Annotated in this window: 25 protein-coding genes and 1 pseudogene; 9 read left to right on the top strand and 17 right to left on the bottom strand. The window is 59.9% G+C overall.

The genetic code is table 11. The annotated features are described in order from the left end of the window. The 9 genes and pseudogenes from HUJ17_RS02780 to HUJ17_RS02820 all read right to left on the bottom strand — a co-directional run. Positions 1–466, bottom strand: a pseudogene (locus HUJ17_RS02780) (GGDEF domain-containing protein); the annotation flags it as partial. A 182-nt stretch (positions 467–648) separates the two neighbouring features. Beyond that, the gene (locus HUJ17_RS02785; protein WP_290509245.1) at positions 649–1,134 is read right to left on the bottom strand and encodes a phosphatidylglycerophosphatase A; all 486 of its coding nucleotides are present in this window, start codon (positions 1,132–1,134) and stop codon (positions 649–651) included. A 75-nt stretch (positions 1,135–1,209) separates the two neighbouring features. After that, the gene (thiL, locus tag HUJ17_RS02790) at positions 1,210–2,163 is read right to left on the bottom strand and encodes a thiamine-phosphate kinase (protein WP_290509246.1); all 954 of its coding nucleotides are present in this window, start codon (positions 2,161–2,163) and stop codon (positions 1,210–1,212) included. Positions 2,164–2,203: 40 nt separating this feature from the next. Then, positions 2,204–2,656, bottom strand: a complete 453-nt coding sequence (gene nusB, locus HUJ17_RS02795; protein ID WP_035244976.1) for a transcription antitermination factor NusB — start codon at positions 2,654–2,656, stop codon at positions 2,204–2,206. Positions 2,657–2,716: 60 nt separating this feature from the next. After that, positions 2,717–3,187 (bottom strand): 6,7-dimethyl-8-ribityllumazine synthase, encoded by a 471-nt coding sequence (ribE, locus tag HUJ17_RS02800; protein ID WP_290509247.1) that lies wholly within the window; start codon positions 3,185–3,187, stop codon positions 2,717–2,719. A gap of 134 nt (positions 3,188–3,321) precedes the next feature. Then, complete coding sequence (ribBA, locus tag HUJ17_RS02805; protein ID WP_062815784.1) at positions 3,322–4,431, bottom strand: bifunctional 3,4-dihydroxy-2-butanone-4-phosphate synthase/GTP cyclohydrolase II; 1,110 nt, start codon at positions 4,429–4,431, stop codon at positions 3,322–3,324. Positions 4,432–4,646: 215 nt separating this feature from the next. Continuing rightward, positions 4,647–5,312, bottom strand: coding sequence for a riboflavin synthase (locus HUJ17_RS02810; RefSeq protein WP_290509248.1), 666 nt, complete (start codon positions 5,310–5,312; stop codon positions 4,647–4,649). Positions 5,313–5,426: 114 nt separating this feature from the next. Next, positions 5,427–6,554, bottom strand: coding sequence for a bifunctional diaminohydroxyphosphoribosylaminopyrimidine deaminase/5-amino-6-(5-phosphoribosylamino)uracil reductase RibD (gene ribD, locus HUJ17_RS02815; RefSeq protein ID WP_290509249.1), 1,128 nt, complete (start codon positions 6,552–6,554; stop codon positions 5,427–5,429). Positions 6,555–6,564: 10 nt separating this feature from the next. Continuing rightward, entirely contained in the window at positions 6,565–7,533 is a 969-nt protein-coding gene (locus HUJ17_RS02820) for a LysR family transcriptional regulator (protein WP_290509250.1), read from the bottom strand. 97 nt (positions 7,534–7,630) lie between these two features. Between HUJ17_RS02820 and HUJ17_RS02825 the strand changes: the two genes are divergently transcribed. Together HUJ17_RS02825 and HUJ17_RS02830 are read left to right on the top strand one after the other, a co-directional pair. Then, positions 7,631–7,837 (top strand): hypothetical protein, encoded by a 207-nt coding sequence (locus tag HUJ17_RS02825; protein ID WP_290509251.1) that lies wholly within the window; start codon positions 7,631–7,633, stop codon positions 7,835–7,837. After that, entirely contained in the window at positions 7,827–8,759 is a 933-nt protein-coding gene (locus tag HUJ17_RS02830) for a sodium-dependent bicarbonate transport family permease (RefSeq protein ID WP_290509252.1), read from the top strand. Before HUJ17_RS02825 ends, HUJ17_RS02830 begins: the two co-directional genes overlap by 11 nt. A gap of 166 nt (positions 8,760–8,925) precedes the next feature. On the opposite strand, the gene nrdR is transcribed toward HUJ17_RS02830, so the two are convergent. From nrdR to glyA, 3 genes are read right to left on the bottom strand one after another with little or no spacing between them, the layout of a single operon-like run. After that, on the bottom strand, positions 8,926–9,396 hold the full coding sequence (nrdR, locus tag HUJ17_RS02835) for a transcriptional regulator NrdR (RefSeq protein WP_290509253.1): 471 nt from the start codon (positions 9,394–9,396) through the stop codon (positions 8,926–8,928). 49 nt (positions 9,397–9,445) lie between these two features. Continuing rightward, the gene (locus HUJ17_RS02840; RefSeq protein WP_290509254.1) at positions 9,446–9,802 is read right to left on the bottom strand and encodes a four helix bundle protein; all 357 of its coding nucleotides are present in this window, start codon (positions 9,800–9,802) and stop codon (positions 9,446–9,448) included. Between the two features lie 41 nt (positions 9,803–9,843). Beyond that, positions 9,844–11,100: a serine hydroxymethyltransferase gene (glyA, locus tag HUJ17_RS02845; protein ID WP_290509255.1), complete on the bottom strand. Its 1,257-nt coding sequence runs from the start codon at positions 11,098–11,100 to the stop codon at positions 9,844–9,846. A gap of 294 nt (positions 11,101–11,394) precedes the next feature. On the opposite strand from glyA, the gene HUJ17_RS02850 reads away from it, so the two are divergent. From HUJ17_RS02850 to HUJ17_RS02870, 5 genes are all read left to right on the top strand, one after another. Next, entirely contained in the window at positions 11,395–12,561 is a 1,167-nt protein-coding gene (locus HUJ17_RS02850) for a LuxR C-terminal-related transcriptional regulator (RefSeq protein WP_290509256.1), read from the top strand. Positions 12,562–12,697: 136 nt separating this feature from the next. Beyond that, positions 12,698–14,365 (top strand): energy-dependent translational throttle protein EttA, encoded by a 1,668-nt coding sequence (gene ettA / locus HUJ17_RS02855; RefSeq protein ID WP_290509257.1) that lies wholly within the window; start codon positions 12,698–12,700, stop codon positions 14,363–14,365. Between the two features lie 67 nt (positions 14,366–14,432). Then, positions 14,433–14,786: a PilZ domain-containing protein gene (locus HUJ17_RS02860; protein WP_290509258.1), complete on the top strand. Its 354-nt coding sequence runs from the start codon at positions 14,433–14,435 to the stop codon at positions 14,784–14,786. 16 nt (positions 14,787–14,802) lie between these two features. Then, positions 14,803–15,414 (top strand): sigma-70 family RNA polymerase sigma factor, encoded by a 612-nt coding sequence (locus HUJ17_RS02865; RefSeq protein ID WP_290509259.1) that lies wholly within the window; start codon positions 14,803–14,805, stop codon positions 15,412–15,414. After that, positions 15,408–15,641, top strand: a complete 234-nt coding sequence (locus HUJ17_RS02870; RefSeq protein ID WP_290509260.1) for a zf-HC2 domain-containing protein — start codon at positions 15,408–15,410, stop codon at positions 15,639–15,641. The genes HUJ17_RS02865 and HUJ17_RS02870 overlap by 7 nt, the downstream gene beginning before the upstream one ends. Positions 15,642–15,707: 66 nt before the next feature. Here the strand turns inward: HUJ17_RS02870 and HUJ17_RS02875 are convergent, their stop codons facing one another. From HUJ17_RS02875 to HUJ17_RS02895, 5 genes are read right to left on the bottom strand one after another with little or no spacing between them, the layout of a single operon-like run. Then, complete coding sequence (locus HUJ17_RS02875) at positions 15,708–16,124, bottom strand: hypothetical protein (protein WP_290509261.1); 417 nt, start codon at positions 16,122–16,124, stop codon at positions 15,708–15,710. A 13-nt stretch (positions 16,125–16,137) separates the two neighbouring features. Further along, positions 16,138–16,902, bottom strand: a complete 765-nt coding sequence (locus HUJ17_RS02880) for a phosphate ABC transporter ATP-binding protein (protein ID WP_062815773.1) — start codon at positions 16,900–16,902, stop codon at positions 16,138–16,140. Then, on the bottom strand, positions 16,899–17,729 hold the full coding sequence (gene pstA, locus HUJ17_RS02885) for a phosphate ABC transporter permease PstA (protein WP_290509262.1): 831 nt from the start codon (positions 17,727–17,729) through the stop codon (positions 16,899–16,901). Before pstA ends, HUJ17_RS02880 begins: the two co-directional genes overlap by 4 nt. After that, positions 17,716–18,576 carry a phosphate ABC transporter permease subunit PstC gene (gene pstC, locus HUJ17_RS02890; protein ID WP_290509263.1) on the bottom strand — a complete coding sequence of 287 codons (861 nt, stop codon included), beginning with the start codon at positions 18,574–18,576 and terminating at the stop codon, positions 17,716–17,718. Before pstC ends, pstA begins: the two co-directional genes overlap by 14 nt. Then, positions 18,545–19,348: a phosphate ABC transporter substrate-binding protein gene (locus tag HUJ17_RS02895; protein WP_290509264.1), complete on the bottom strand. Its 804-nt coding sequence runs from the start codon at positions 19,346–19,348 to the stop codon at positions 18,545–18,547. The genes pstC and HUJ17_RS02895 overlap by 32 nt, the downstream gene beginning before the upstream one ends. A 174-nt stretch (positions 19,349–19,522) precedes the next feature. Here HUJ17_RS02895 and HUJ17_RS02900 point away from each other — a divergent pair, with 174 nt between their 5' ends. Beyond that, a complete protein-coding gene (locus HUJ17_RS02900) occupies positions 19,523–20,566 on the top strand; it encodes a methyltransferase domain-containing protein (protein WP_290509265.1) in 1,044 nt (347 codons plus the stop codon). Between the two features lie 249 nt (positions 20,567–20,815). Continuing rightward, complete coding sequence (locus HUJ17_RS02905) at positions 20,816–22,960, top strand: FAD-dependent oxidoreductase (protein WP_290509266.1); 2,145 nt, start codon at positions 20,816–20,818, stop codon at positions 22,958–22,960. The last annotated feature ends 80 nt before the right edge of the window (positions 22,961–23,040 follow it).

The raw sequence follows: 23,040 nt of genomic DNA on the forward strand, positions 1-23,040 counted from the left end.
AGCAGGCCGCCACCGCCACCGGGAAGCGCAGGCCAACCATGGCGTAGACAATCACCAGCGCATAGATCACCGACACATGGGCCAGCTGGACCGCCACCGGCCCGTCGATAAAACCGGGAATCGCCATGGACACAGCCACGGCCAGAAAACTGCCCAGCCCCGCATACCAGGGAAAGTAACGATTCAGGGCCGACACCTGGGCCAGACCACCGGCCACCAGCACGATGACTCCCACCCAGATATAAGTTGCCAGCCAGCGGCCGCGCACCGCTTCCGGTGCCAGCGCATAGATACCGGTGATCAGCAGGACATAAAGCAGAAGAATATAAAAGGCGTTGACCCGGAAACCCTCTACGGCTTCCCGGCACTGATATTCACGGTATTCCGTTTCCAGGCGCCGGGGAAAGCGTAACCAGCGCACCCCCGGCACCACCACCCGCCTGGAACGGGGATCGGTATCCGACATGGCAAATCCCTGCCTGCGGTTGGTCAGTTATTATGCGTTCAGGCTAAGAGCTAACCCCGCCTGGCGCTATCCTTTTCGTGCCAGCGGTAGTGACAAAACGATATTAGGGCAACAATGGTTAGTGCAATAAGGAACATATCAAGCAAGCAGCGCACTCCAGCAACGGCGTTTTCTGCGATGGCTCAGGTAAACCACTGTGGCAGAAACACAATCAGCAACTGCACCACCGCCGCCGCGTACACCCCGGCCAACAGATCGTCCACCATGATCCCCAGCCCCCCTTCCACGCGGCGGTCCAGCCAACCGATGGGCCAGGGCTTGATGATGTCGAAAACCCGAAAAGCCACAAAACCGGCCAGTGCCCCCCACCAGGTCACCGGCACCGCAATCATCGTTATCAGCAGGCCGGCAATTTCGTCCCAGACAATGCCGGGGTGATCATGCACATGCATGTCATGGGAGGTTTTTCCACACAAATACGGCCCCACCGCGATGATTAACGCCGTCACCAGCAAATAGCCCCACAGTGGCAGCTGGGCACACAGCCACCAGATGGGCATGGCCGCCACCGTACCGAAAGTGCCCGGCGCAATGGGCGCCAACCCGGAGCCAAAGCCGAAAGCAAGAAAGTGGACCGGGTTTGTCATCTTCGGGCGTTTCAGTTCCATCGACATTTCTCTTTCATTATGACGTAGGGTGCACTGAGCCGAAGGCGAACTGCACCCTACACCCACCCTGCGTTATCAAAAGTGCTGCCAGCCGCTGGCTTGCAACGTGGTTATTGTTCCATCCGGGGCTGCCAGTCGCAGGCCCTCCTGCTGCTCTACCGCACCCAGACAATAGCAGCCCGGCGGCAGCTTTTCCTGCGCCGGCAGAGTGAAAAGCAGCAGGTAATCATCGCCGCCCTGTAATTGCAGACGGAGCTGCTCTTCCTCACTGCAACCGGCCAGCACAGCAGTGGCCCGCGGCAGGGCATCTTTCTGCAAACAGGCACCGAGATTACCGGATGCGGCCAGGATATGGCCCAGGTCCGCCAACACCCCGTCGGAGATATCAATGCATGCCGTGGCCCGGCCCCGCAGCGCCTGCCCCAGACTGAGTTGCGGAGACGGACGACGGAAGTGATCGATGGCGGCACCACTGCGCATCCCCTGTTGCCATTGCTGCAAACCCAGCAAGCCTGCGCCGGTGACACCCCCCACACAGATGCGATCGCCGACCCGCGCGCCATCACGACGCAGGGCCTGACCCGGCGGCACTGCCCCGGTGGCCTGGATGGAAACGGACAACGGGCCCCGGGTCACATCGCCGCCCACCAGGGAGATCCCTGCCTGATCCGCCAGCGCAAACAAGCCATCAGCAAAGCCGGACAGCCAGGTTTCATCCACATCAGGCAGAGTCAGCGAAAGCAGAAACCAGAGGGGATCGGCACCCATGGCCGCCAGGTCGGACAGATTCACCGCCAGGCAGCGGTAACCCACATCGGCGGCATCCATGTCGTCGGGGAAATGGCGCCCCCCCAGACTGGTGTCCTGGGTCATCACCAGTTGCTGACCGGCAGGGGGAGCCAGGATGGCTGCATCATCACCGGGGCCGAGCACCACGCCGGCATCCGGGCCGTGGTGACCATGGCGATGAAAGTAGCGCCGGATCAGGGAAAACTCATCCAGGCTCTGCTGCTTTGGGGTGTCTGTCATGGAAGAAGCATAGCGCGCAGGGGACCCTGCACGCACCCGCTCAGTCGCGGAAAGGACGTTCTGACGCTTCCTGGTAGCGCAGCTTGCGCGCCAGCTTGTCGAGTACGCCGTTGACGTACTTGAAGGAATCGTCGGCACCGAACACCTTGGCCAGTTCGATACCTTCGTTGATCACCACCCGGTAGGGCACATCCAGGCGCTCTTTCAGCTCGTAGGCGCCGAGTCGCAGGATCGCTTTCTCGATCTGGGACAGCTCCTCTACCCGGCGATCCAGATAGGGCGTGAGCAGCTCGTCGAGCTCTTTCACCTGGGCCGGCACCCCGTGCAGCAGGTCATGGAAGTACTCGCGATCTGCCTTGGCAAAATCCTGGTTAGCCAGGAACTGGGCTTCGATGTCGCTCACCGCGGCACCGGCCAGCTGCCATTGATACAGGGCCTGCATGGTGAATCGGCGCGCCTTGCGGCGGGCACTGGGTGTGGAAGGATTGTTCATGCTGCCTCAACGTCAGGAAGTGGTGCGGGACGCCTGCGCCCCGCGCCGCGTCCCGAATAATTACAGTGCCTTAAACAGGGAGACCATTTCCAGCGCGCTCATGGCCGCTTCGGCACCCTTGTTGCCGGCCTTGGTGCCGGAACGTTCGATGGCCTGCTCGATGGTATCCACGGTCAGTACGCCGAAGACTACCGGCACGCCGGTGGCGTTCTGCACGGCAGCAATGCCTTTGGCGGCTTCGCCGGCCACATATTCGAAGTGGGCGGTGCCACCGCGAATCACCGCACCCAGGGTGATCACGGCGTCGTAGTCACGCTTTTCGATGATCTTCTTCACTGCCACCGGCATTTCCCAGGCTCCGGGGACACGGATGATCTCGATGTCATCGGGGCTGACACCGTGACGGACCAGCGCATCCACTGCGCCCTCCAGCAGGGCTTCCACCACAAAACTGTTGAAGCGAGCCACGACGATGCCATATCGACCGCCAACGTTGTTCAGGGTGCCTTCAAGGGTCTTGATGTTTTGCATGCTTGCCTTCCTGTCAGTGCCGGTGGCTCACGGCTACCGACGCAGTATTTAACTTGGGGCCGGACGTCGGAAGTCTGACGCCTGACGCTCTTGAACTTGTCGTCGGACGTCCGACCTCAGACGTCCGACTTGTCTCAACTATCCGCTTCCACGTACTCGGTGATTTCCAGATCGAAGCCACTGAGCGCGTTGAACTTCATCGGCGAGCTGAGCAGGCGCATCTTGCGCACGCCCAGGGCCTTGAGGATCTGGGAGCCGGTGCCAATATTCCGGTAGGCACGGGATTCACCCTTGGGCTTGGCGGCGGTGCCGCCAAAGAAACTCTCCAGGCGCTCCACGGTGTCCTGGGATTCATAATCCTGGCCGAGAATAATCACCACACCGGCATCGGCCTCGGAAACGGCTTCCAGCACCCGATGCATGTTCCAGCCGGTGCGACCATTCATCTTGGCGCTCATCAGATCCCGCAACGGGTCCACCTGGTGCACCCGAACCGTCACTTCCCGGTCTTCGCTGATCTCGCCTTTCACCAGTGCCACATGGGTGAGCCCGTCCACGGTGTCGCGGAAAGCCACCAGACGAAAGTCGCCATACCAGGTATCCAGGGCATTATCGGATACCTGCTCAATGGTTTTCTCGTTCAGGGCGCGGTACTGAATCAGGTCCGCAATGGTGCCGATTTTCAGGTCATGTTCCTTGGCGAACACTTCCAGATCTTCCCGGCGAGCCATGGAGCCGTCTTCGTTCATCACCTCACAGATCACCCCCGCAGGCTCGCAGCCGGCCAGCATGGCCAGGTCACAGGACGCCTCGGTATGACCGGCGCGACGCAGCACGCCACCGGGCTCGGCCATCAGCGGGAAGATGTGGCCAGGCTGAACAATGTCATAGGCGCGGGCATTGCGGGCCACGGCGGCCTGCACGGTACGTGCGCGGTCCGCGGCGGAAATACCGGTGGTCACCCCTTCACGGGCCTCGATGGACACGGTGAACTTGGTACCGAAACCGCTGCCATTACTCTGCACCATCAACGGCAGCTCCAGCAGCTCGCAGCGCTCCCGGGACATGGGCATACAGATCAGGCCACGGCCGTACTTGGCCATAAAGTTGATGGCTTCGGCAGTCACATGCTCGGCGGCCATCACCAGGTCACCCTCGTTTTCCCGGTCTTCATCATCCATCAGGACGACCATCTTGCCCTGGCGGATGTCTTCGATCAGTTCTTCAATACTGTTGAGCTGCATAGTGGTACTCGACCTATTTAGCGTGGAAGCAAACTGCACTTCCTCTGCATTTTTCACCGGTGATGAGCTGCAAACTACAAGCCGCAAGCTACAAGGAAAACCAGTGCGAACCCTGTCTTTCCGGTACGCGATGTTCGCGCACTCCAAGCCTGCAATTGATGGCAACTCGCTTTTATCGCGTTGAAGCCTGTCGCTTGCGGCTCGTTACTGGCGGCTCAGCCGCCCTTCAAAAACCCGTTTTCGGCCAGAAACGCCATGGAGATGCCTTCCGCATTGGGCTCGGCGGCCTTGTTTCCCAGCAACAGGCGCTCCAGATAGCGGGCGATTATATCAACTTCCAGGTTCACTGGCGTCCCCACCTGCCACTGGCCGATGGTGGTCACGTCCTGGGTATGGGGGATGATGTTCAGGGAAAATACCGCACCGTCCACACTGTTCACCGTCAAGCTGATGCCATCCACTGTGATCGAGCCCTTGTGGGCAATGTAGCGGGCCAGCTCCACCGGGGCTTCGATATCGATGCGTACCGAGCGGGCATCCTGCTTCATCTGCACGACCTTGCCCAGACCATCCACGTGACCACTGACCAGGTGACCGCCCAGCCGGGTGGTCGGTGTCAGGGCCTTTTCCAGGTTTACCTTGCTGCCTACGGCAATCTGCTTGAGGGACGTCAGCGACAGGGTTTCCCCGGACACATCCGCCTCGAAGGCGCCACCGGGCAAGGCCGTGGCGGTCAGGCAGACGCCGTTAACGGCAATGGAATCACCCAGCTGCACATCGGAAAAATCCAGCGCGTCGCTCTTGATCAGCAGGGTCACGTCGCCCCCCTTCGGGGTCATGGCCGCAACCTTGCCCATGGCTTCAATAATGCCGGTAAACATGGAAAAACCTCGTCATTTCAGGCTGTAGGAGCGGCGCTTGAGCCGCGAAACCGACTGCAGAAACCTTACCGAAGCGCTTCGCGGCTCAAGCGCCGCTCCTACGGCGAAATTCCATCAGACTGGCGTCAGCGTCAGCCGCAGGTCATCACCGATCCGCCGCACGTCCTGCCACTTCAGCGACACCTTCTCGCTCATGCTGGCCAGTTGCGGCAAACCTAGTAGCGGGCGCGCCGATGAGCCCAGCAGGGCCGGCGCCATATAGACGATCAGCTCGTCGAACAACCCCTCGCGAACAAAGGCCCCGGCCAGCGTGGCGCCACATTCTACCAGTACTTCGTTGCATTCGCGCCGGTTCAGTTCGATCAGTAACTGTTGCAGGTCGATCCCGGACCCGGAGGCGGGCAAAAGCATCACCTCGGCACCGGCGGATTCCAGGGCATTCTGGCGCCCCGGATGCTGCTCGCCGGCCACCAGCAGACAATGTCCGGGGGCGCTGACCACCGGCACATCCGGCGGTGTTTGCAGGGTACGGTCGAGGATCACCCGCAGGGGCTGGCGCACCCACTGGCTATCTGCCTGGCGATGATAATCCGCACGCTTCCACTGATCCGGACGCACGGTATAAGAGGGACGATCCGCCAACACCGTCCCCACGCCGGTAATCACTGCGGAGCTACGGGCGCGCAACCGCTGCACATCTTCACGGGCTGCCGGGCCGGTAATCCACTGGGACTCGCCACTGGCCATGGCTGTGCGGCCATCCACGCTGGCAGCTATCTTTACGCGGATATAGGGCCGCTGGCGGCTCATGCGCGAGATAAAGCCGGGATTCAGGGCCCGCGCGTCGGCTTCCAGCAAGCCGGACGCGGTTTCGATTCCCGCCGCCGCCAGCGTTTGCATGCCATTGCCCGCCACCAGGGGGTTCGGGTCTTCCATGGCGGCGATCACCCTGGACACTCCGGCGGCCACCAGCGCATCCGCGCAGGGCCCGGTACGACCGGTGTGGGAACAGGGCTCCAGCGTCACGTAGGCGGTGGCACCACGCGCCCGCTCGCCCGCTGCGGCCAGGGCATGACGTTCTGCATGGGGCTCACCGGCACGGGCATGAAAGCCCTCGCCAACAATCTCACCATCGCGCACCAGCACACACCCTACCCGGGGGTTGGGGTCGGTGGTGTACAGTCCCTGCTCCGCCAGTTGCAGGGCGCGGGCCATGTATTGAGTATCCAAACGCGTAAACATGGCGGGCATTCTACTGGATGCGAGAGTCCGGTGCCGCAACAAAGCGATCCGCATCCTCCACAAAATCCGCCAGCACCGCTCTGCCCTCACTGGCCATGAACTGCTGGAATGCCTGCGCCACGATGGAGAGCCTTTTCCCGGAAGGCCGCACCAGGTACCACTGGGTAACGATGGGGAGACCAACCACCTTCAAGGGTGCCAGCCCCACCCAACCGCCCAGATTGAGGGTATGGGCCGACAGGATCGAGATACCCAGCCCGGCCATCACCGAATGGCGAATGGCCTCGTTGCTTTCCACCGTCATCTTCACGTTCAGCTGTTTGCCCTGCTGCTGCAGATAGTGCTCGATGGCATGACGAGTGCCGGAGCCGGGCTCGCGCATCAGAAAAGGCTCCTTGGCAATGTCATCCAGGGTCAGATGGGAGCGACGGGTCAGCGGATGGTGCTCAGCGGCAATGGCCACCAGCGGGTTATCCAGAAAGGCACTGGAGATCAACGGGCGACCACCGGGAACATGACTGAAGACGCAGAAATCATCCAGCCCCTGCTCCAGCCGCTCAATGATCTGCTCACGGTTACCCACATGAAAAGACACTTCCACGCCGGGATACCGGGCACAGAAGGGCCCCAGCAAATGGGGCACGAAATACTTGGCGGTGCTGACCACCGCCAGACGCAGGGTGCCAGCCTTGAGCCCGCGCAGATCCGCCAGGGTCATATCCAGGTGTTCGAACTCCTCCAGCACCCGGCGCGCACTGGCCACCGCCGCCAACCCCGCATCGGTGAAGCGCAATTTGCGGCCCTGCTGCTCGTACAGGGGCATGCCCATGGCCTCCACCAGTTTACGCAGCTGCATGGATACCGTGGGCTGGGTCAGGTGCAGCACTTCCGCGGCCCCGGTCACGGTGCCCGCCTCATGCACCGCCAGCAGAATTTCCAATTGCCTGAGAGTGCCCACGCGGGCATGCAACCGACTCATAAATAGACCTTTATCTATATTAAAACTAGATAGTATCTATTTTTATCTAATCTTTCTCTCTCGGATAATAGCCTCCGTTTTGACTCCAGGAGGTCTCATGCCACAACACACCCGACAGCGTCTCTTTATTCTCCTCGTTGCCCTGATCAACCTTGGCCTGGCAATGGCCCTCACTGCCAACGGGCACGCCGGCATTCCGCTGGGAGTAATCGGCACCGCCTTACTGCCGCTGGCCTGGTTGGCAGGACGCAACCCGGCCGCCATCACTGACGCCCAGCGAGGCGGGGACAGCTATGCAGCTTGATGCGGTAGTACTTTTCTTCGTGCTGGGACTGGCCGCTGGCGTATTGAAAGTCCGCCTTCCCTTCCCCGGCGGCCTGTATCAAAGCCTGACCCTGTTCCTGCTGCTGGCCATCGGATTGAAGGGCGGCGCCGCCCTGGCGGAACATGCCAGCCTGCGGATTGTCCGGGAATCGTTACTGGTGGTGGGTTTCGGCGTGGTTCTGCCGCTACTGGCCTTCCCGCTGCTGCGCTATGTAGGCGGCCTGAACCGGATCAACGCGGCCGCCATCGCCGCCCATTACGGCAGCGTCAGTGTGGCCACCTATGCAGTCGCCGTAGCGGTGCTGGATGCCGCAGGCGTGGCCTACGAGCCCTACTTTCCTCTGTTTGTAGTGCTGCTGGAAATTCCCGCCATCATTGTCGGCCTGGTACTGGCAAAGGGGCTATCCGTCGGCCTGGCCAACCGCCAACTGGCCCACGAAACCCTGCTCAGCCCGGGGATCGTGTTGATGGTTGGCGGCCTGCTGATCGGTGCCTTCGCCGGCGACAGTCTGAGCAAGATTTCCCCCTTCTTCATGGACCTGTTCCAGGGCGCTTTGGCATTGTTTCTGCTGAAGATGGGGCTGATTACCACGGAGCAACTGGGCGCGCTCAAGCAGGACGGCCCGTTTCTGACCGCCTTCGGTATCTTCATGCCGCTACTGGCAGGCGGACTGGGTGCCCTGCTGGGCCACGGGCTGGGCCTGTCAGTAGGCGGCATCACCCTGCTTGCGGTTCTGGGAGCCAGCGCGTCCTACATTGCAGTGCCCGCAGCCATGCGCGTCGCCCTGCCTCAGGCGAACGCCACCCTCTCCATGGCTGCATCACTGGGCATTACCTTTCCGTTCAATGTGCTGGCAGGCATCCCACTGTATCTGCTGCTTGCCCAATGGCTGCACAGCTAAGGAGCCTTCTTGCAGCACAACGAAAAAGCCACCCGTCACAAGGCTGTGACCGGTGGCTTTATGTTTCAGGGCGCCTTTGAAAAAATCTCAACGCTTCTGGATTTTCAGTGGGAAGCGATCAAGCATCGCCTCCCACAACAAGAACAGGCGTTTAGAGGCTCCCAGCCTAATCCTCTTTCTTGTCACTTCTCCCGCGCAGTCGATCCACCTCTGCGGAAAACTCGGAAATATCCTGAAAGCTGCGATACACGGACGCAAAACGCACATAGGCCACATCGTCCAGTTGCTGCAACTCTTCCATCACGAACTCGCCCAGCTCCCGGGCCGGCAGCTCACGCTCCCCGGTGGCCCGCAAGCGGTGACAGACACGACTGATCGCCGCCTCCAGATCCTCCATGCTCACCGGCCGCTTCTCCAGCGCCCGCAACATGCCGGCCCGCAACTTGGCTTCATCGAATGGCTGACGAGTGCCGTCGGACTTCACCAATCGCGGCATCACCAGCTCCGCCGTTTCAAAGGTGGTAAAGCGTTCGTTGCAGCTAAGACACTCACGCCGACGACGCACCTGCCCGCCATCCGCGACCAGACGCGAATCGATCACTTTGGTGTCTTGGGCCGAACAAAACGGGCAATACATGGAAACCCCAATTGAAAATTGATAATTAATAATTGATAACGAAAACCCGCTATCTCCGACTCTTGGTGGTTTTGATAATCGAGGTAAGCAGTTTCAATAACTCATCAACATCCTTGAGCACTGAACCTCCCGCATGTCTCTCGAAATAACCTGATTCAGTGAGCAAATCAAGCCAGTACTCGGTTTCACTGGCCTCCTTGAGCGCGATGGACAGCTTATGAATAAAGTCTGCCCGGCTCTCGGCCTGCTCAGCTTCCCGTACTAATGCACCTATAGCTGTTCCGCTGCGCAAAAGTTGCTTGCTTAGCACATATTCCCGCTTTTGCTCTTGCAAGTACTGACACACTTTCACCACCCGCAAAGCAAAAGCGCGGGATTTCTCCCGCGCCACACTACCTTCAGCCATCCGTGGCCTCCAGTTATCAATTATCCATTCTCAATTATCAATTACCGCTCATACACCGGCAACCGTGCACAAATTTCCTTCACCTTGCCCTTCACGGTCTCGATCACGGACTCATCGCCCATGTTATCGAGAATGTCGCAAATCCAGCCGGCCAGCTGTTTGGCGTCGTCTTCATTGAAGCCGCGACGGGTGATGGACGGGGAGCCGATGCGCAGGCCGGAGGTGACGAACGGGGAACGCGGATCGTTAGGGACAGCGTTCTTGTTCACGGTGATGTTGGCGCGGCCCAGGGCTGCGTCAGCATCTTTGCCGGTGATGTCCTGCTTGATCAGGCTGAGCAGGAACAGGTGGTTCTCGGTTCCGTTGGAAACCACATCAAAGCCACGCTCGATGAACACACTGGCCATGGCCTGGGCGTTCTTCACTACCTGCTGCTGGTAGCCCTTGAAATCAGCCTGCATGGCTTCCTTGAAGCAGATCGCCTTGGCGGCAATCACGTGCTCCAGCGGACCACCCTGACCACCAGGGAACACTGCAGAGTTGATCTTCTTCTGAATTTCTTCGTTGGCCTTGCCCATGATCAGGCCGCCACGGGGACCACCCAGGGTCTTGTGGGTGGTGGTGGTGGTGATGTCAGCGATGCCCACCGGGCTCGGGTACACGCCGGCAGCAACCAGACCGGCCACGTGGGCCATGTCCACCAGCAGGATGGCGCCCACTTCGTCGGCGATATCCCGGAAACGCTGCCAGTCCACGACCTGAGAGTAGGCGGAGAAGCCGGCCACGATCATCTTCGGCTTGTGCTCACGGGCCAGAGCTTCCACCTGGTCGTAGTCGATCAGACCAGTGTCGTTATCCAGGCCATACTGCACCGCGTTGTAGGTCTTGCCGGAGAAGTTCGGCTTGGCACCGTGGGTCAGGTGGCCACCGGCGTCCAGGCTCATGCCCAGTACGGTGTCGCCCGGCTGCAGCATGGCCATGTAGACCGCGCCGTTGGCCTGGGAACCGGAATGCGGCTGCACGTTGGCCCAATCGGCACCAAACAGTTCGCAGGCCCGGTCGATGGCCAACTGCTCGACTACGTCCACATTCTCGCAACCGCCGTAATAGCGCTTGCCCGGGTAGCCTTCCGCGTATTTGTTGGTCAGCACGGACCCCTGGGCTTCCATGACCCGTGGAGACGCGTAGTTTTCAGAGGCAATCAGCTCGATATGCTCTTCCTGGCGAACTTCCTCGGCCTCGATGGCCGCCTGGATTTCCGGGTCGAACTCGGCGATGGACATGGATTTCGGGAACATGGGCTACCTGTCAGCATGCAAAGAGATGGGTTGGGGCGCGTATTCTACCCAAAAGCCAGCGTCTTGGCACATGAAGGCCTTTCATTTCTCCATGACAGGCCTTCATTATTCCGGCCCGTTCATCACTCCATTGTTGAGACCTGTATCACATTTATTGCCAACAGCGGGGCAGCCTGCCTACACTGATGGCCAAGTGAAATACCCATAATAATTCTAAGGGAAAGCAGCATCAGGTGAGTGTCGGGTGCCCATTGCACCACTGATAATGCTGAAAATAGTGCTGCGGGGAGCGCCATGGAACGAGCCAGAGGGAATGCGGCAGAGGGTACCGCAGAAGAGATTCTTGAGTTTATCGGTGATATTTATGAAGCCTGCCACCACCCCGAGCACTGGAAGGAGGTCATTACCGAGCTGTGCCGGCGCTTGAATGCCAAGTCCGGCGGCATCCACGTGGAGGACTACCACCAGAATACCCGTTACATGATGGCCAGTTACGGGTTACCCAAAGCTGCCGAGCTATCCTATCGGCTGGGCATGGCCAAATATGATCCTATCTATAAGATCCAGAGTCTTCGCCCCATTGGCAAAGCCGGCCTGGTCTCCCGACATGATGAGGCCCGCCTGGCCCACCCGCTCTACTACCGGCTGATCGCCAAACCCAACGATCTGGGCTACGTGGCCGCCATCAGCTTCTTCAACGATGATCACTGGCATGTAGGTATAGGCGTTCACCGCTCCTTCAAGGCAGAACCCTTCACAGAGCGGGAACTGCAGCTGCTGGATCAGCTGGCTCCCCATTTTCAGCGGGCCTTGCTGATCCAGCGACAGCTGCACCTTCAGGAAAGCCGGGCACAAACACTCCAGTACGCCCTGTCCAAAGTCATGCTGGGCACGGTCATCATCGACCAGGACAACCGCATCCGCTACTGCAATGACCTGGCTACCCTGCTGCTGGAAACCCATCCTGCTCTGGTGCAAACACAACAAGGTTTCAAGGCCTATTACCCGGAAGACGAGCTGAAGCTCCAGGAAATGCTGCTTCGCCTGCGCGAGACACCCGAGCCCTCCCCCTGGCCGCAAGATCAGGCTGTTGGTTTGCGCCATCCGGAACGCAACCACCCCCTTACCCTGATTGGTGTTCCCTGTCACGAGACTCCGCATTCGCAGTTTGGCCCGGCAGAACCCGGGCTGGTGGTGCTTTACCTGTCTGACCCCGGCGCTTCCTTTAATGCCTCCGAGGAACAACTAACCCTGGCCTTTGGCCTGACCCGCAAAGAAGCAGGCATTGCCATTGCGCTCACCAACGGTCTGGATCTCAAGGAAATCAGCAATCAGAAAGGCGTCAGTCTGGCCACCGTCCGGACCCAGCTAAAAGGTATCTTCCACAAACTCGGCGTCAACAAGCAGCAGGACATCATCCGGATCCTTCTCGGCAGCGGCATTGGCAACTCCCCTCAGTAGGGGGCCAGAAGCTACCCACCTCCTGATGTTCCGGGGCCCGCAGCCTTTCACTCGGCGCCGCTTTCCGTTAGCTTAGGCGCCATTCCGACGGGACCCGCAGGGCCCCGTACACTCAATGACACTGCGGTCGGAGTTTATGAGCCAGTACATCTTCACCATGGACAAGGTGGGCAAGGTTGTCCCGCCGAAAAAGCACATCCTCAAAGACATCTCCCTGTCGTTCTTCCCCGGCGCCAAAATCGGCGTGTTGGGCCTGAACGGCTCAGGTAAATCCACCCTGCTGCGCATCATGGCCGGCGTGGACAAGGATTATCTGGGTGAAGCACGGCCGCAGCCGGGCACCAATATCGGCTACCTGCCCCAGGAGCCGGAACTGGACCCAAGCAAGAATGTCCGCGAAATCGTGGAAGAAGCCCTGTCCGAGATCCTCAGTGCCCAGCAGCGCCTGGACGAAGTCTATGCAGCCTACGCGGAAGAAGATGCGGATTTCGACAAGCTGGCCGCCGAGCAGGCCAAGCTGGAAGCCATCATCGAAACCAGCGATGCCCATAACCTGGAGCGCAAGCTGGAAATCGCCGCCGACGCCCTGCGTCTGCCACCCTGGGATGCCAGCGTCGAGCATCTGTCCGGGGGTGAACGCCGCCGGGTGGCCCTGTGCCGCCTGATCATGAGCGCCCCGGACATGCTGCTGCTGGATGAGCCCACCAACCACCTGGACGCGGAGTCCGTGGCCTGGCTGGAGCGCTTCCTTCACGAGTTTCCCGGCACTGTGGTGGCGGTGACCCACGACCGCTACTTCCTGGACAATTCCTGCGAATGGATTCTGGAACTGGACCGCGGCGAAGGCATCCCCTGGAAAGGGAACTACTCCTCCTGGCTGGAACAGAAAGAGAAGCGCCTGGAGCAGGAAGCCAAATCCGAATCGGCCCACCGCAAGACCGTGGAGAAGGAACTGGAATGGGTACGCCAGAACCCCAAAGGTCGGCGCAGCAAGAACAAGGCCCGGGTGAGCGCGTTCGAGGAACTGGCCAGCCAGGAATTCCAGAAACGCAACGAAACCCAGGAACTCTATATCCCACCGGGTGATCGTCTCGGTGAGCAGGTTTTCGAGCTACACGGTGTCGGCAAGCAGTTCGACCACAAACTGCTCTACGAAGATCTGAGCTTCCAGATTCCCCGTGGCGCCATCGTCGGCATTATCGGCCCCAACGGTGCCGGTAAAACCACCCTGTTCCGCATGCTGGCCGGCCAGGAAACCCCGGATAGCGGTGAAATCGTTACTGGCGACACCGTACAAATGGCCTACGTGGACCAGAGCCGCGAGGACCTGGACAGCAAGAAGACTGTCTGGGAAGAAGTCTCAGACGGCAACGATATCCTCAAGATCGGTAATTACGAGGTCCCCAGCCGCGCCTACCTGGGCCGCTTCAACTTCAAGGGTGGCGATCAACAGAAACGCGTCGGCGACCTGTCTGGCGGGGAACGAAATCGCCTGCACCTTGCCAAACTTCTCAAGCAGGGCGCCAATGTGCTGCTGCTCGATGAGCCCACCAACGATCTGGACGTGGAAACCCTGCGGGCCCTGGAAGAAGCCCTGCTGGCCTTCCCCGGCTGTGCCATCGTGATTTCGCACGATCGCTGGTTCCTGGATCGGGTGGCGACCCATATTCTCTCCTTTGAGGGGGATGCACGGGTAGAATGGTTTGAAGGCTCCTATACCGAATACGAGGAGTTCAAGCGCAAGCAACTGGGTGACGACGCCCTGCAGCCCAAGCGCATGAAATACAAGCGTATCGAGGTGTAAGACGAGAGAGGGTCACCCCGGCAACAGGAGCGTCGCCGGGGTGCGGGGATCGACAAGGACAAACAACATGAATGAACGGCGCCGGGCCAATCGCGTTGCCTTTGATGGTGAAGCCACACTGATCTTCCAGCAGGACACCTTTGCGGTGGAACTGGTGGACCTGTCCGTCATGGGTGCCCAGGTTCACAGCAATCAGCCGCTGGCCCTGCCGGACGCCTCCCCGGTCACCCTGACCATCACCCTGGAGGATTCGGATATCCACCTGACCCTACCCGGCACCGTGAAACGCCAACAGGGTCTGGAAATCGGCCTCATGTTCAACCGTCCCTCCGTAGACGACATGCAGCACCTGCGCCGTCTGGTCATGCTGCACCAGGGAGACGACGGCGAAGACGACCCCAGCAACCTCCTCCCCCGCTAGCCAACCGGAACTGCCAATGGCCGATACCCAGCTGGAAGATCCCCGCTTTATCGAAAAACTTCGTCAGGGAGACCCGGTTGCCTTTGGCCAACTCGTCAAAGGCCATCACAACATGTTGCTGGCCACTGCACGCACCTTGCTCAGCCCGGCTGATGCCGAAGAAGCCGTGCAGGATGCCTGGATTGCCGCGCATAGGGCGATCGCAAAATTCGAGGGGCGCAGCCTGCTGCGCACCTGGTTGACGCGGATCGTGATCAATCAGGCAAAAATGATGCTCAGGAAGCGGGGGCGGGAAATTCAGTTTGATCCCACCAACGATCCTGACGCTCTGGCGCATCGCTTTCACGGTGATGGCCACTGGCAGCACCCTCCACAGCACTGGGAACTGTCCAGTCCTGAAAACCTGCTGACCCGCGAAGAACTGCGCCGCTGCATGGAAAAACACCTGCACTTCATGCCGGACAGCCAACGTCTGGTGCTGGAGCTGCGCGATCTGCAAGGCCTGCCCGCAGACGATGTCTGTAACATGCTGGAAATCAGTGCATCGAATGTTCGGGTATTGCTTCATCGGGCCAGGGCCCGATTATTCGAAATGGTGGATCACTTCCAGGAGACAGGCGAATGCTGAAATGCCAACACCTCGTTGAAAAGGCGGACGCCCTGGTTGATGGCACGCCGATCAGCCGCCGCGAGCGCTTTGCGTTGCGCCTGCATCTGATTATGTGCCGCCATTGCCGACGCTATGTCAGGCAGCTACGTGCATTGCTGGGCTTTCTGCCCCGCGAGGAGACACCGTTAGACGATGCCCGCACAGAAGCCATTCTCAAAAAGCTGGACGCATCAAGAGACCACTAGTCCGGCTAGCCTGCCCCTTACTGATGCGAAGAAGACTTACTCCCGGTGAAATATTCGCAAGAGCGATTAATTGTCACCCGCGATGCCAGGCGTCGTCCGATCCCCCGCCATCCATTTGGCACTGTCCATCACATCGAACACCAGGCTGATACCATTGATAACCAGCAACAGTGCAGCCAGGCCCAACTCCATGGAGGAGGCTTCAGCGCGGAAGTCACTATTCGCCAACAGCATCAACAGATAGATTTCCAGCGGTCCCCAGGCAATCAGGTGCGGGATCGACAGGACCTTGTTCATGCCCCGATACACCCACATCAGGGGCCCGTTAGTCACCAGTACCAGTAAGGCGGCCAGCGCCCCGGCCTGTCCCACAACGCTCTCCAGCAGGAAAAAGGGCAGCACATTCACTGGTACCAGTATGCCGGCCACCCAGATCTGCACCCACAGTGGCAAGCTCCGCCAGGAGCGCCAGATATCCGTCATCCGATCCATCATGCTAGCCGGCCTCCCCGGCACAATAGGCCGCGGTGATGGGGTGGCTGGGGTGTTCGAACACCTGACGGCAGCCACTGGATTCCACCACACAGCCACAGCCTTCCTGCACCCAGCAGACCGTCACGCTGTCAGCAATACGTCGGGCCTGGGCCAGGTTGTGAGTCACCATCAACAGGGTATAACGCCCCTTGAGCGACACAATCAGTTCTTCCACCACTTTCGAGGACACCGGGTCCAGCGCCGAGCAGGGCTCGTCCAGCAGCAGCACCTGCGGTTCCAGCACCAGCGCCCGGGCAATGCACAGCCGCTGCTGTTGCCCGCCGGACAATCCCAACGCCGACTGCGACAGCCGGTCTTTGACTTCCTCCCACAGCCCCACCGCCCGCAGCGCCTGTTCGGCACGGGGGTCGCGCTCACGGCGCGGCACACCGTGCTCCGCCAGGGGAAAACGCAGGTTGTCGATAATGGAGAGCGGAAAAGGATTGGGCTGCTGGAACACCATGCCAATCCGGCGGCGCAGGGCCGTGGCATCCTGGCTGGCAGACAGCGCCTCTCCGCCAAGCATAATGGTGCCACTGACCCGGCACCCGGGGAGGCTGTCCGTCATGCGATTGATGCTGGCCAGCAGACTGCTCTTGCCACAGCCACTGGGGCCCACCAGCGCCATCAGCTCGCCAGCCTGCACCGTCAGGCTGGCCTGCTCTATGGCAGCCTGATTGCCGTAATAGACGGAGACCTGTTGCAGTTCCAGGGTCGGGGACGTCATTGCCAGGCTCCTTGTGCCGGGCGCAGCCAGCGCCGCACCAGCAGATTCAGTATCACCAGTATGGCCACCAGCACCAGGCCGGTGGCCGCCGCCCGGGGCATGCCGCCGGGTACGTTCATGGCCAGATCATAGATGTGCACGCTCAATGCCCGGCCGGAATCCAGCAACGAATCCGGCTGACGAAGTACATAACCGGCAGTGAAAAGCAGCACGGCGGTTTCCGCCAATGCCCGACCAATGCTGAGAATAATGCCCACCGCAATGCCCGGTGCCGCCTGGGGCACCAGAATGCGCCTGACCCAGCCCCAGCGGCTGATCGACAGAGCTTCACTGGCCTGCCGGTAGGACATCGGCACCCCACGCAGGGCCTGCTCGGCACTGCGTATCATCAGCGGCAAGACCATCAGCGCCAGCGCCAGAGCGCCACTGAGAATGGAGAAACCCAGCCCCAGGCTGATGGCGAAAAACTGGTAACCAAACAGCCCGTAAACGATGGAGGGAACCGCCGCCAGCATATCCAGCACCCCGCCCAGCCACTGGGCACGGCGGGTGCCCGCCGGTACCTGCTCGCTCAGATAGAGCGCACAGCCCAGCCCCACCGGCACCGCCACCAGCAGACACACTGCCAGGATCCAGCCGGTGCTGACCAGCAGCGCAGCAATGCCGCCAGCGCGGCCCGCCTGGCGCGGGTCTTCCAGCAGGAAGTCCATGGAAAGCACGCCGGCACCCTGCTCCAGCAAGGACCACAACATCAGGCCCATGGGCACCAGCACCGCCAGCAACAGCAGCCCGCCGATCATGCCGGCAAGGCGGTCAGGCCATCTCATGCCGCTCTCCCCGCAGACGCCAGCTCAACATCAACAGCACCGCCGTCACCAGCAGCAGCAACAACCCGCTGACAAACAGGGCCACCCGGTGGTCCCCGGTCGCATAGGCCATTTCCAGAGCGATATTGGCGGTCAGGGTGCGCACCGGGTCGAACAGGGACGTGGGCCACTGCACCACATTCCCGGCCACCATCAACACCGCCATGGTCTCCCCCAGAGCGCGGCCAAATTGCAGTACCAGACCACTGACAATGGCCGGCCCGGCCTGGGGCAACAGCACCCGGCGCAGCATACCCACCCGGGACAGGGACAGGGCCTGCCCCGCCTGCAGATAACGGGCGGGCAACTGGCCCAGCGCCGTGTCGGTGACCAGCAACGCCAGCGGCAGAATCATCAGTGCCAGCACCAGCGAGGCGGCCAGCCAGGACGCCCCCGGCGGCGCCCACTGATTGATCCAGGGGACCAGCACCAGCATCCCCCACAGCCCATACACCACCGACGGAATCCCCGCCATCAGCTCCACCAACGCCAATACCGGCCGACGAATCAGCGGCGCGAAATAGCGTAGCCAGGCCGCCAGCAGCACCGCCAGCGGGCCGGCAATCACCAGCGCCAGCACGCTCACCAGCACGGAGCCGGCAATCATGGCCGCCATGCCATAACGGGCCTGGCCAGGCTGCCAGTCGTTGCGCCACAGGGCACTGCCATGCTCGACCAGAAAGGGCGCGGACTGTATCAACAGCACGGCCACGATGCCGCCCAGCACCAGCACCGCCGCCGCGCCAGTGAGGCGCAGCAGCCAGCTCAGCAGCGAATCAGCGTGAAACCGGGAGGAAGTAGTAATCATGGTAGGTCGCAGCACGGTCCGGGTCAGTCATGAAGTCCAGCAGCTGGCTGGCCGTCTCGGACAGCTCGCCCTGGCTGACCAGATTCAGCTCCCGACTCAGGGGATAGCGCCCCTGATCAACGCTTTCCAGTGTGGCAGGCACACCGGACAGGGGCAGCAAGCGCAGGGGGGCGCCGGCATCCGCTTCGTAGATGGCGGTGCCAATGGACACGTAACCAATGGCATTCACATCATTGGCCACCGCCTTGATGCCCTGCTGGTTTTCACCAATGACCATATCCGGTTGCACCTGGTCATTGTTCAGGCCGAAATGGGCCAGAAAGAGCTCCTGGGTAGAGCGACCATCCGCCTTGTGCACCACGGTGATGGCAGCGTCATTACCACCCAATGATGACCAGTTTTGCTGTTCCCCGGTGTAAATGGCGACAATTTCCGCATTACTGAGAGCGGTCACCGGGTTCGCCGCGTTAACGATCATGGCGATGCCGTCGCGACCGATCAGGTGAGCGGTGAGATCCTGCTCATCTGTCTTCAGCGCCCGGCTGACCATACCGAAATCCGCCAGCCCCTGGCGGGCATCGCTGATGCCGCGACCGGAACCACCGCTTTGCACATCCACCTGAATGCCGCTTTGTGCTTCAAACTGCTCGGCCAGCTCCGCCATTAACGGCGAGATGGTACTAGAACCGGTAATGACCAGCTTGTCCTCTGCCGGCTGGCAGCCGCTCAACAGCCACACCAATAAAAAGCCTTTCAACGTCTTCCCGAGCATGCGTCGTCCTTATTCACCTTTTCCTGTCGCTTTGGATGCCATCTTGACGCAAAAATTACAGTCAAGGACGCTCGTCGGTGTAACCTGATCAGAGAGACGGCATCAATATGTCATCGGGCCCCATCATTCCCACTGATCATACGTTACACCGATGCACCCACCAGAGGATCAACAATGCGTGAAGAGGTACAGAACTACTACGGCCAACAGCTGCACTCCAGTGACGATCTGCAGACCAATGCTTGCTGTGACCAGGAGCCACCGGCCTATCTGAAACCCCTTCTTGCGCAGCTCCATGATGAAGTTGTCATGCGCTACTACGGCTGCGGTCTGGTAGCTCCCCAGCTATTGAAGGGGATGCGTATTCTCGACCTGGGCTCCGGCTCCGGGCGCGACGTCTATCTCCTTTCCGCCCTGGTCGGCGAGCATGGTGAAGTGGTGGGCGTGGACATGACCGATGAACAGCTGGAGGTAGCCAAACGTCATCAGGACTACCACCGGGACGTTTTCGGCTATGCGAAAAGCAATGTGCGCTTTTTGAAGGGATATATCGAAGAGCTGGATCAACTGGATCTGCAAGACGGCTACTTCGACATTGTTATTTCCAACTGCGTGATCAATCTCAGCACTGACAAGCCCAAGGTCATCCGTGACGTGAAACGCCTGCTCAAACCCGGGGGCGAGTTCTTTTTCTCGGATGTGTATGCAGATCGTCGCGTGCCACAACCGCTCCTCAACGACCCGGTGTTGTATGGCGAATGTCTGGCCGGCGCTCTGTACTGGAATGACTTTATCAACCTGGCCAAGCAGAACGGCTTTGCTGATCCCCGGCTGGTGGAATCCCGTCGGCTCACCATCGAAAACCCGGACATCGAGTCCCGCCTCGGTCAACAACGTTTTTATTCTGCCACCTACCGTTTGTTCAATATTGAAGGGCTGGAACCGGCCTGCGAAGACTACGGCCAGGCGGTGATCTATCAGGGCACCGTGGAGCAGCATCCCCATGCGTTCATGCTGGACGATCACCATGTAATGGAAACCGGCAAGGTATTTCCGGTCTGCGGCAATACCTGGCTGATGCTGGAGAAAAGCCGCTTCGCCGAGCATTTCACCTTCGTCGGGAACTTCGACACCCATTACGGCATCTTTGAAGGGTGCGGATTGAACGTTCCCTTTGAAGATAACGATGCCGGCAACGATGGAGCTCCCTGTTGCTGACAGGGTAACGTCACGCTTGCTGTCATCGCCCGCGGTGTAACACCCGTTCTTTCCACGCATCCTATTGCTGTACCGGGCCAACAGGAGAGAACAATGCAACGAGCCATCATCGTTCTGGTGTCAATGGCATTCAGTCGCCTCACTCTGGCGGGCACGACTCATGTTCCCGTCAAGGGAGAGCGGCACTCTCTCTGAACCCTGATCGACCAACCCTGGATTTTCCAGGGTTAACCCGGCAAGGACTCACCCATGAATGTTCGCAAACTCATCCTGCTGGCGGTCTTTGCCATCCTGATCGCCAGCTACTTTTTTTTCGATCTTGGCCAATACCTGAGCCTGGATTACATCAAGAATCAACAAGCCTCTTTTGATGCTCTTTACCAGGAAAACCCGGCACTGATTCTTGGCGGTTTCTTCATCATGTATGTGGTGGTTACCGCCCTGAGCCTGCCCGGTGCCGCCATCATGACACTGGCCGCCGGCGCCCTGTTTGGGTTTTGGGTCGCTTTGCTGTTGGTGTCTTTTGCGTCATCCATGGGGGCCACCCTGGCCTTTCTCGCTTCCCGGTTTCTGTTTCACGATACGGTGCAGCAACGCTTCGGCGATCGTCTGAAAAAACTCAACGAAGGTGTCAGAAAAGACGGGGCCTTCTATCTCTTTACCCTGCGTCTGGTACCTGCCTTTCCGTTTTTTGTCATCAACCTGGTGATGGGCCTGACTCCCATCAAGGTCCGCACTTTTTACTTTGTCAGCCAGGTGGGCATGCTGGCGGGCACCGCCGTCTATGTACTGGCGGGCACGCAACTGGGGCAAATAGAGAGCGCCAGCGGATTGCTGTCACCGGAACTGATCGGCGCCTTTGTATTGCTGGGCATCTTCCCGTGGATTGCCAAAGGCATCATGGCTCGCCTGCAGGCCCGCAAGGTCTATCAGGGCTGGAAGAAACCCAAACACTTTGACCGCAACCTGATCGTCATCGGCGCCGGTTCCGCAGGCTTGGTGAGCGCCTATATTGCCGCCATGGTGAAAGCCAAAGTCACTCTGATCGAAAAGCACAAGATGGGCGGTGATTGCCTCAACACCGGCTGCGTGCCGTCCAAGGCGTTGATCAAGAGCGCCAGCGTGGCCTTCCATGACAAACAAGCGGAAAAATATGGTTTCGATAGCATCAACAGCCAGTTCCAGTTCAGCAAACTGATGGCGCGGGTACACAGGGCCATCGCAAAAATCGAACCCCATGATTCTGTAGAACGCTACACCGACCTGGGCGTGGACTGCCGCCAGGGGGAAGCCCGCTTCCTGTCACCCTGGGAAGTGGAAATCCGTAACGGTGACCAGGTGGAAACCCTCACCGCACGCAGCATCATTATTGCCTCCGGTGCCCGCCCCTTTGTGCCACCCATTCCCGGCATTGAGGACATGGACATTCTCACCTCCGACAATCTCTGGAAGCTGGATAAACAACCCGAACGACTGCTGGTACTGGGAGGCGGCCCCATCGGCTGCGAGCTGGCGCAGACCTTTGCCCGGCTGGGCAGTCAGGTCACCCAGGTGCAAAGACAGCCGCGTCTGATGGTGCGGGAAGATCCAGAGGCCTGTCAGCTGGTGAAGCAATCTCTGGAGGACAGTGGCGTACAGGTGCTCACCGGGCACAATGCCATTCGTTTCAGTAACGAGGCCGGAGAGAAATACCTGCATGTGGAGCACGAAGGCGAAGAAAAAGCACTGCCCTTCGATGCCGTGCTGGTGGCCGTAGGCCGGCAGGCCAATACTGACAATCTCGGTCTGGAGACTCTTGCACTACCCACCGATCCGGACGGCACCATTCAGACCAACGAGCTGCTGCAAAGCCGCTATCCGAATATCTATGCCTGCGGCGATGTGGCTGGCCCTTATCAGTTTACCCACACCGCCGCCCACCAGGCCTGGTATGCCTCAGTCAACGCGCTGTTTGGCTTCCTGAAATCCTTCAAGGTGGATTACCGTGTCATCCCCTGGTGCACCTTTACCTCCCCGGAGGTGGCCCGGGTGGGACTCAACGAGCAGGAAGCGGATGCGCAAGGCATCGACTACGAGGTTACCCGGTACGGCATTGACGATCTGGACCGGGCCATTGCCGACAGTGCCGACGAAGGCTACGTGAAAGTGATCACCGCCAGTGGCAGCGACCGAATTCTCGGTGTCACCATTGTCGGCCAGCATGCCGGCGAGCTGATCGCCGAGTATGTGCTGGCAATGAAACATGGTCTGGGCCTGAACAAGATCCTTGGCACCATCCACATCTACCCGACCATGGCGGAAGCCAACAAGTTTGCCGCCGGCGAATGGAAGAAGGCCCACAAGCCCGAAGGCGTGCTGCGCTGGGTAGAGCGCTTTCATGATTGGCGGCGCTGAATCAATTTTCAATTGACAATCATTCTCATCAACACTAACGTGCACGGCGCATTTACATTCGATACAGATTATCGAGGAGA

Source organism: Alcanivorax sp., assembly GCF_014762765.1.
Taxonomy (GTDB): Bacteria; Pseudomonadota; Gammaproteobacteria; order Pseudomonadales; family Alcanivoracaceae; genus Alcanivorax.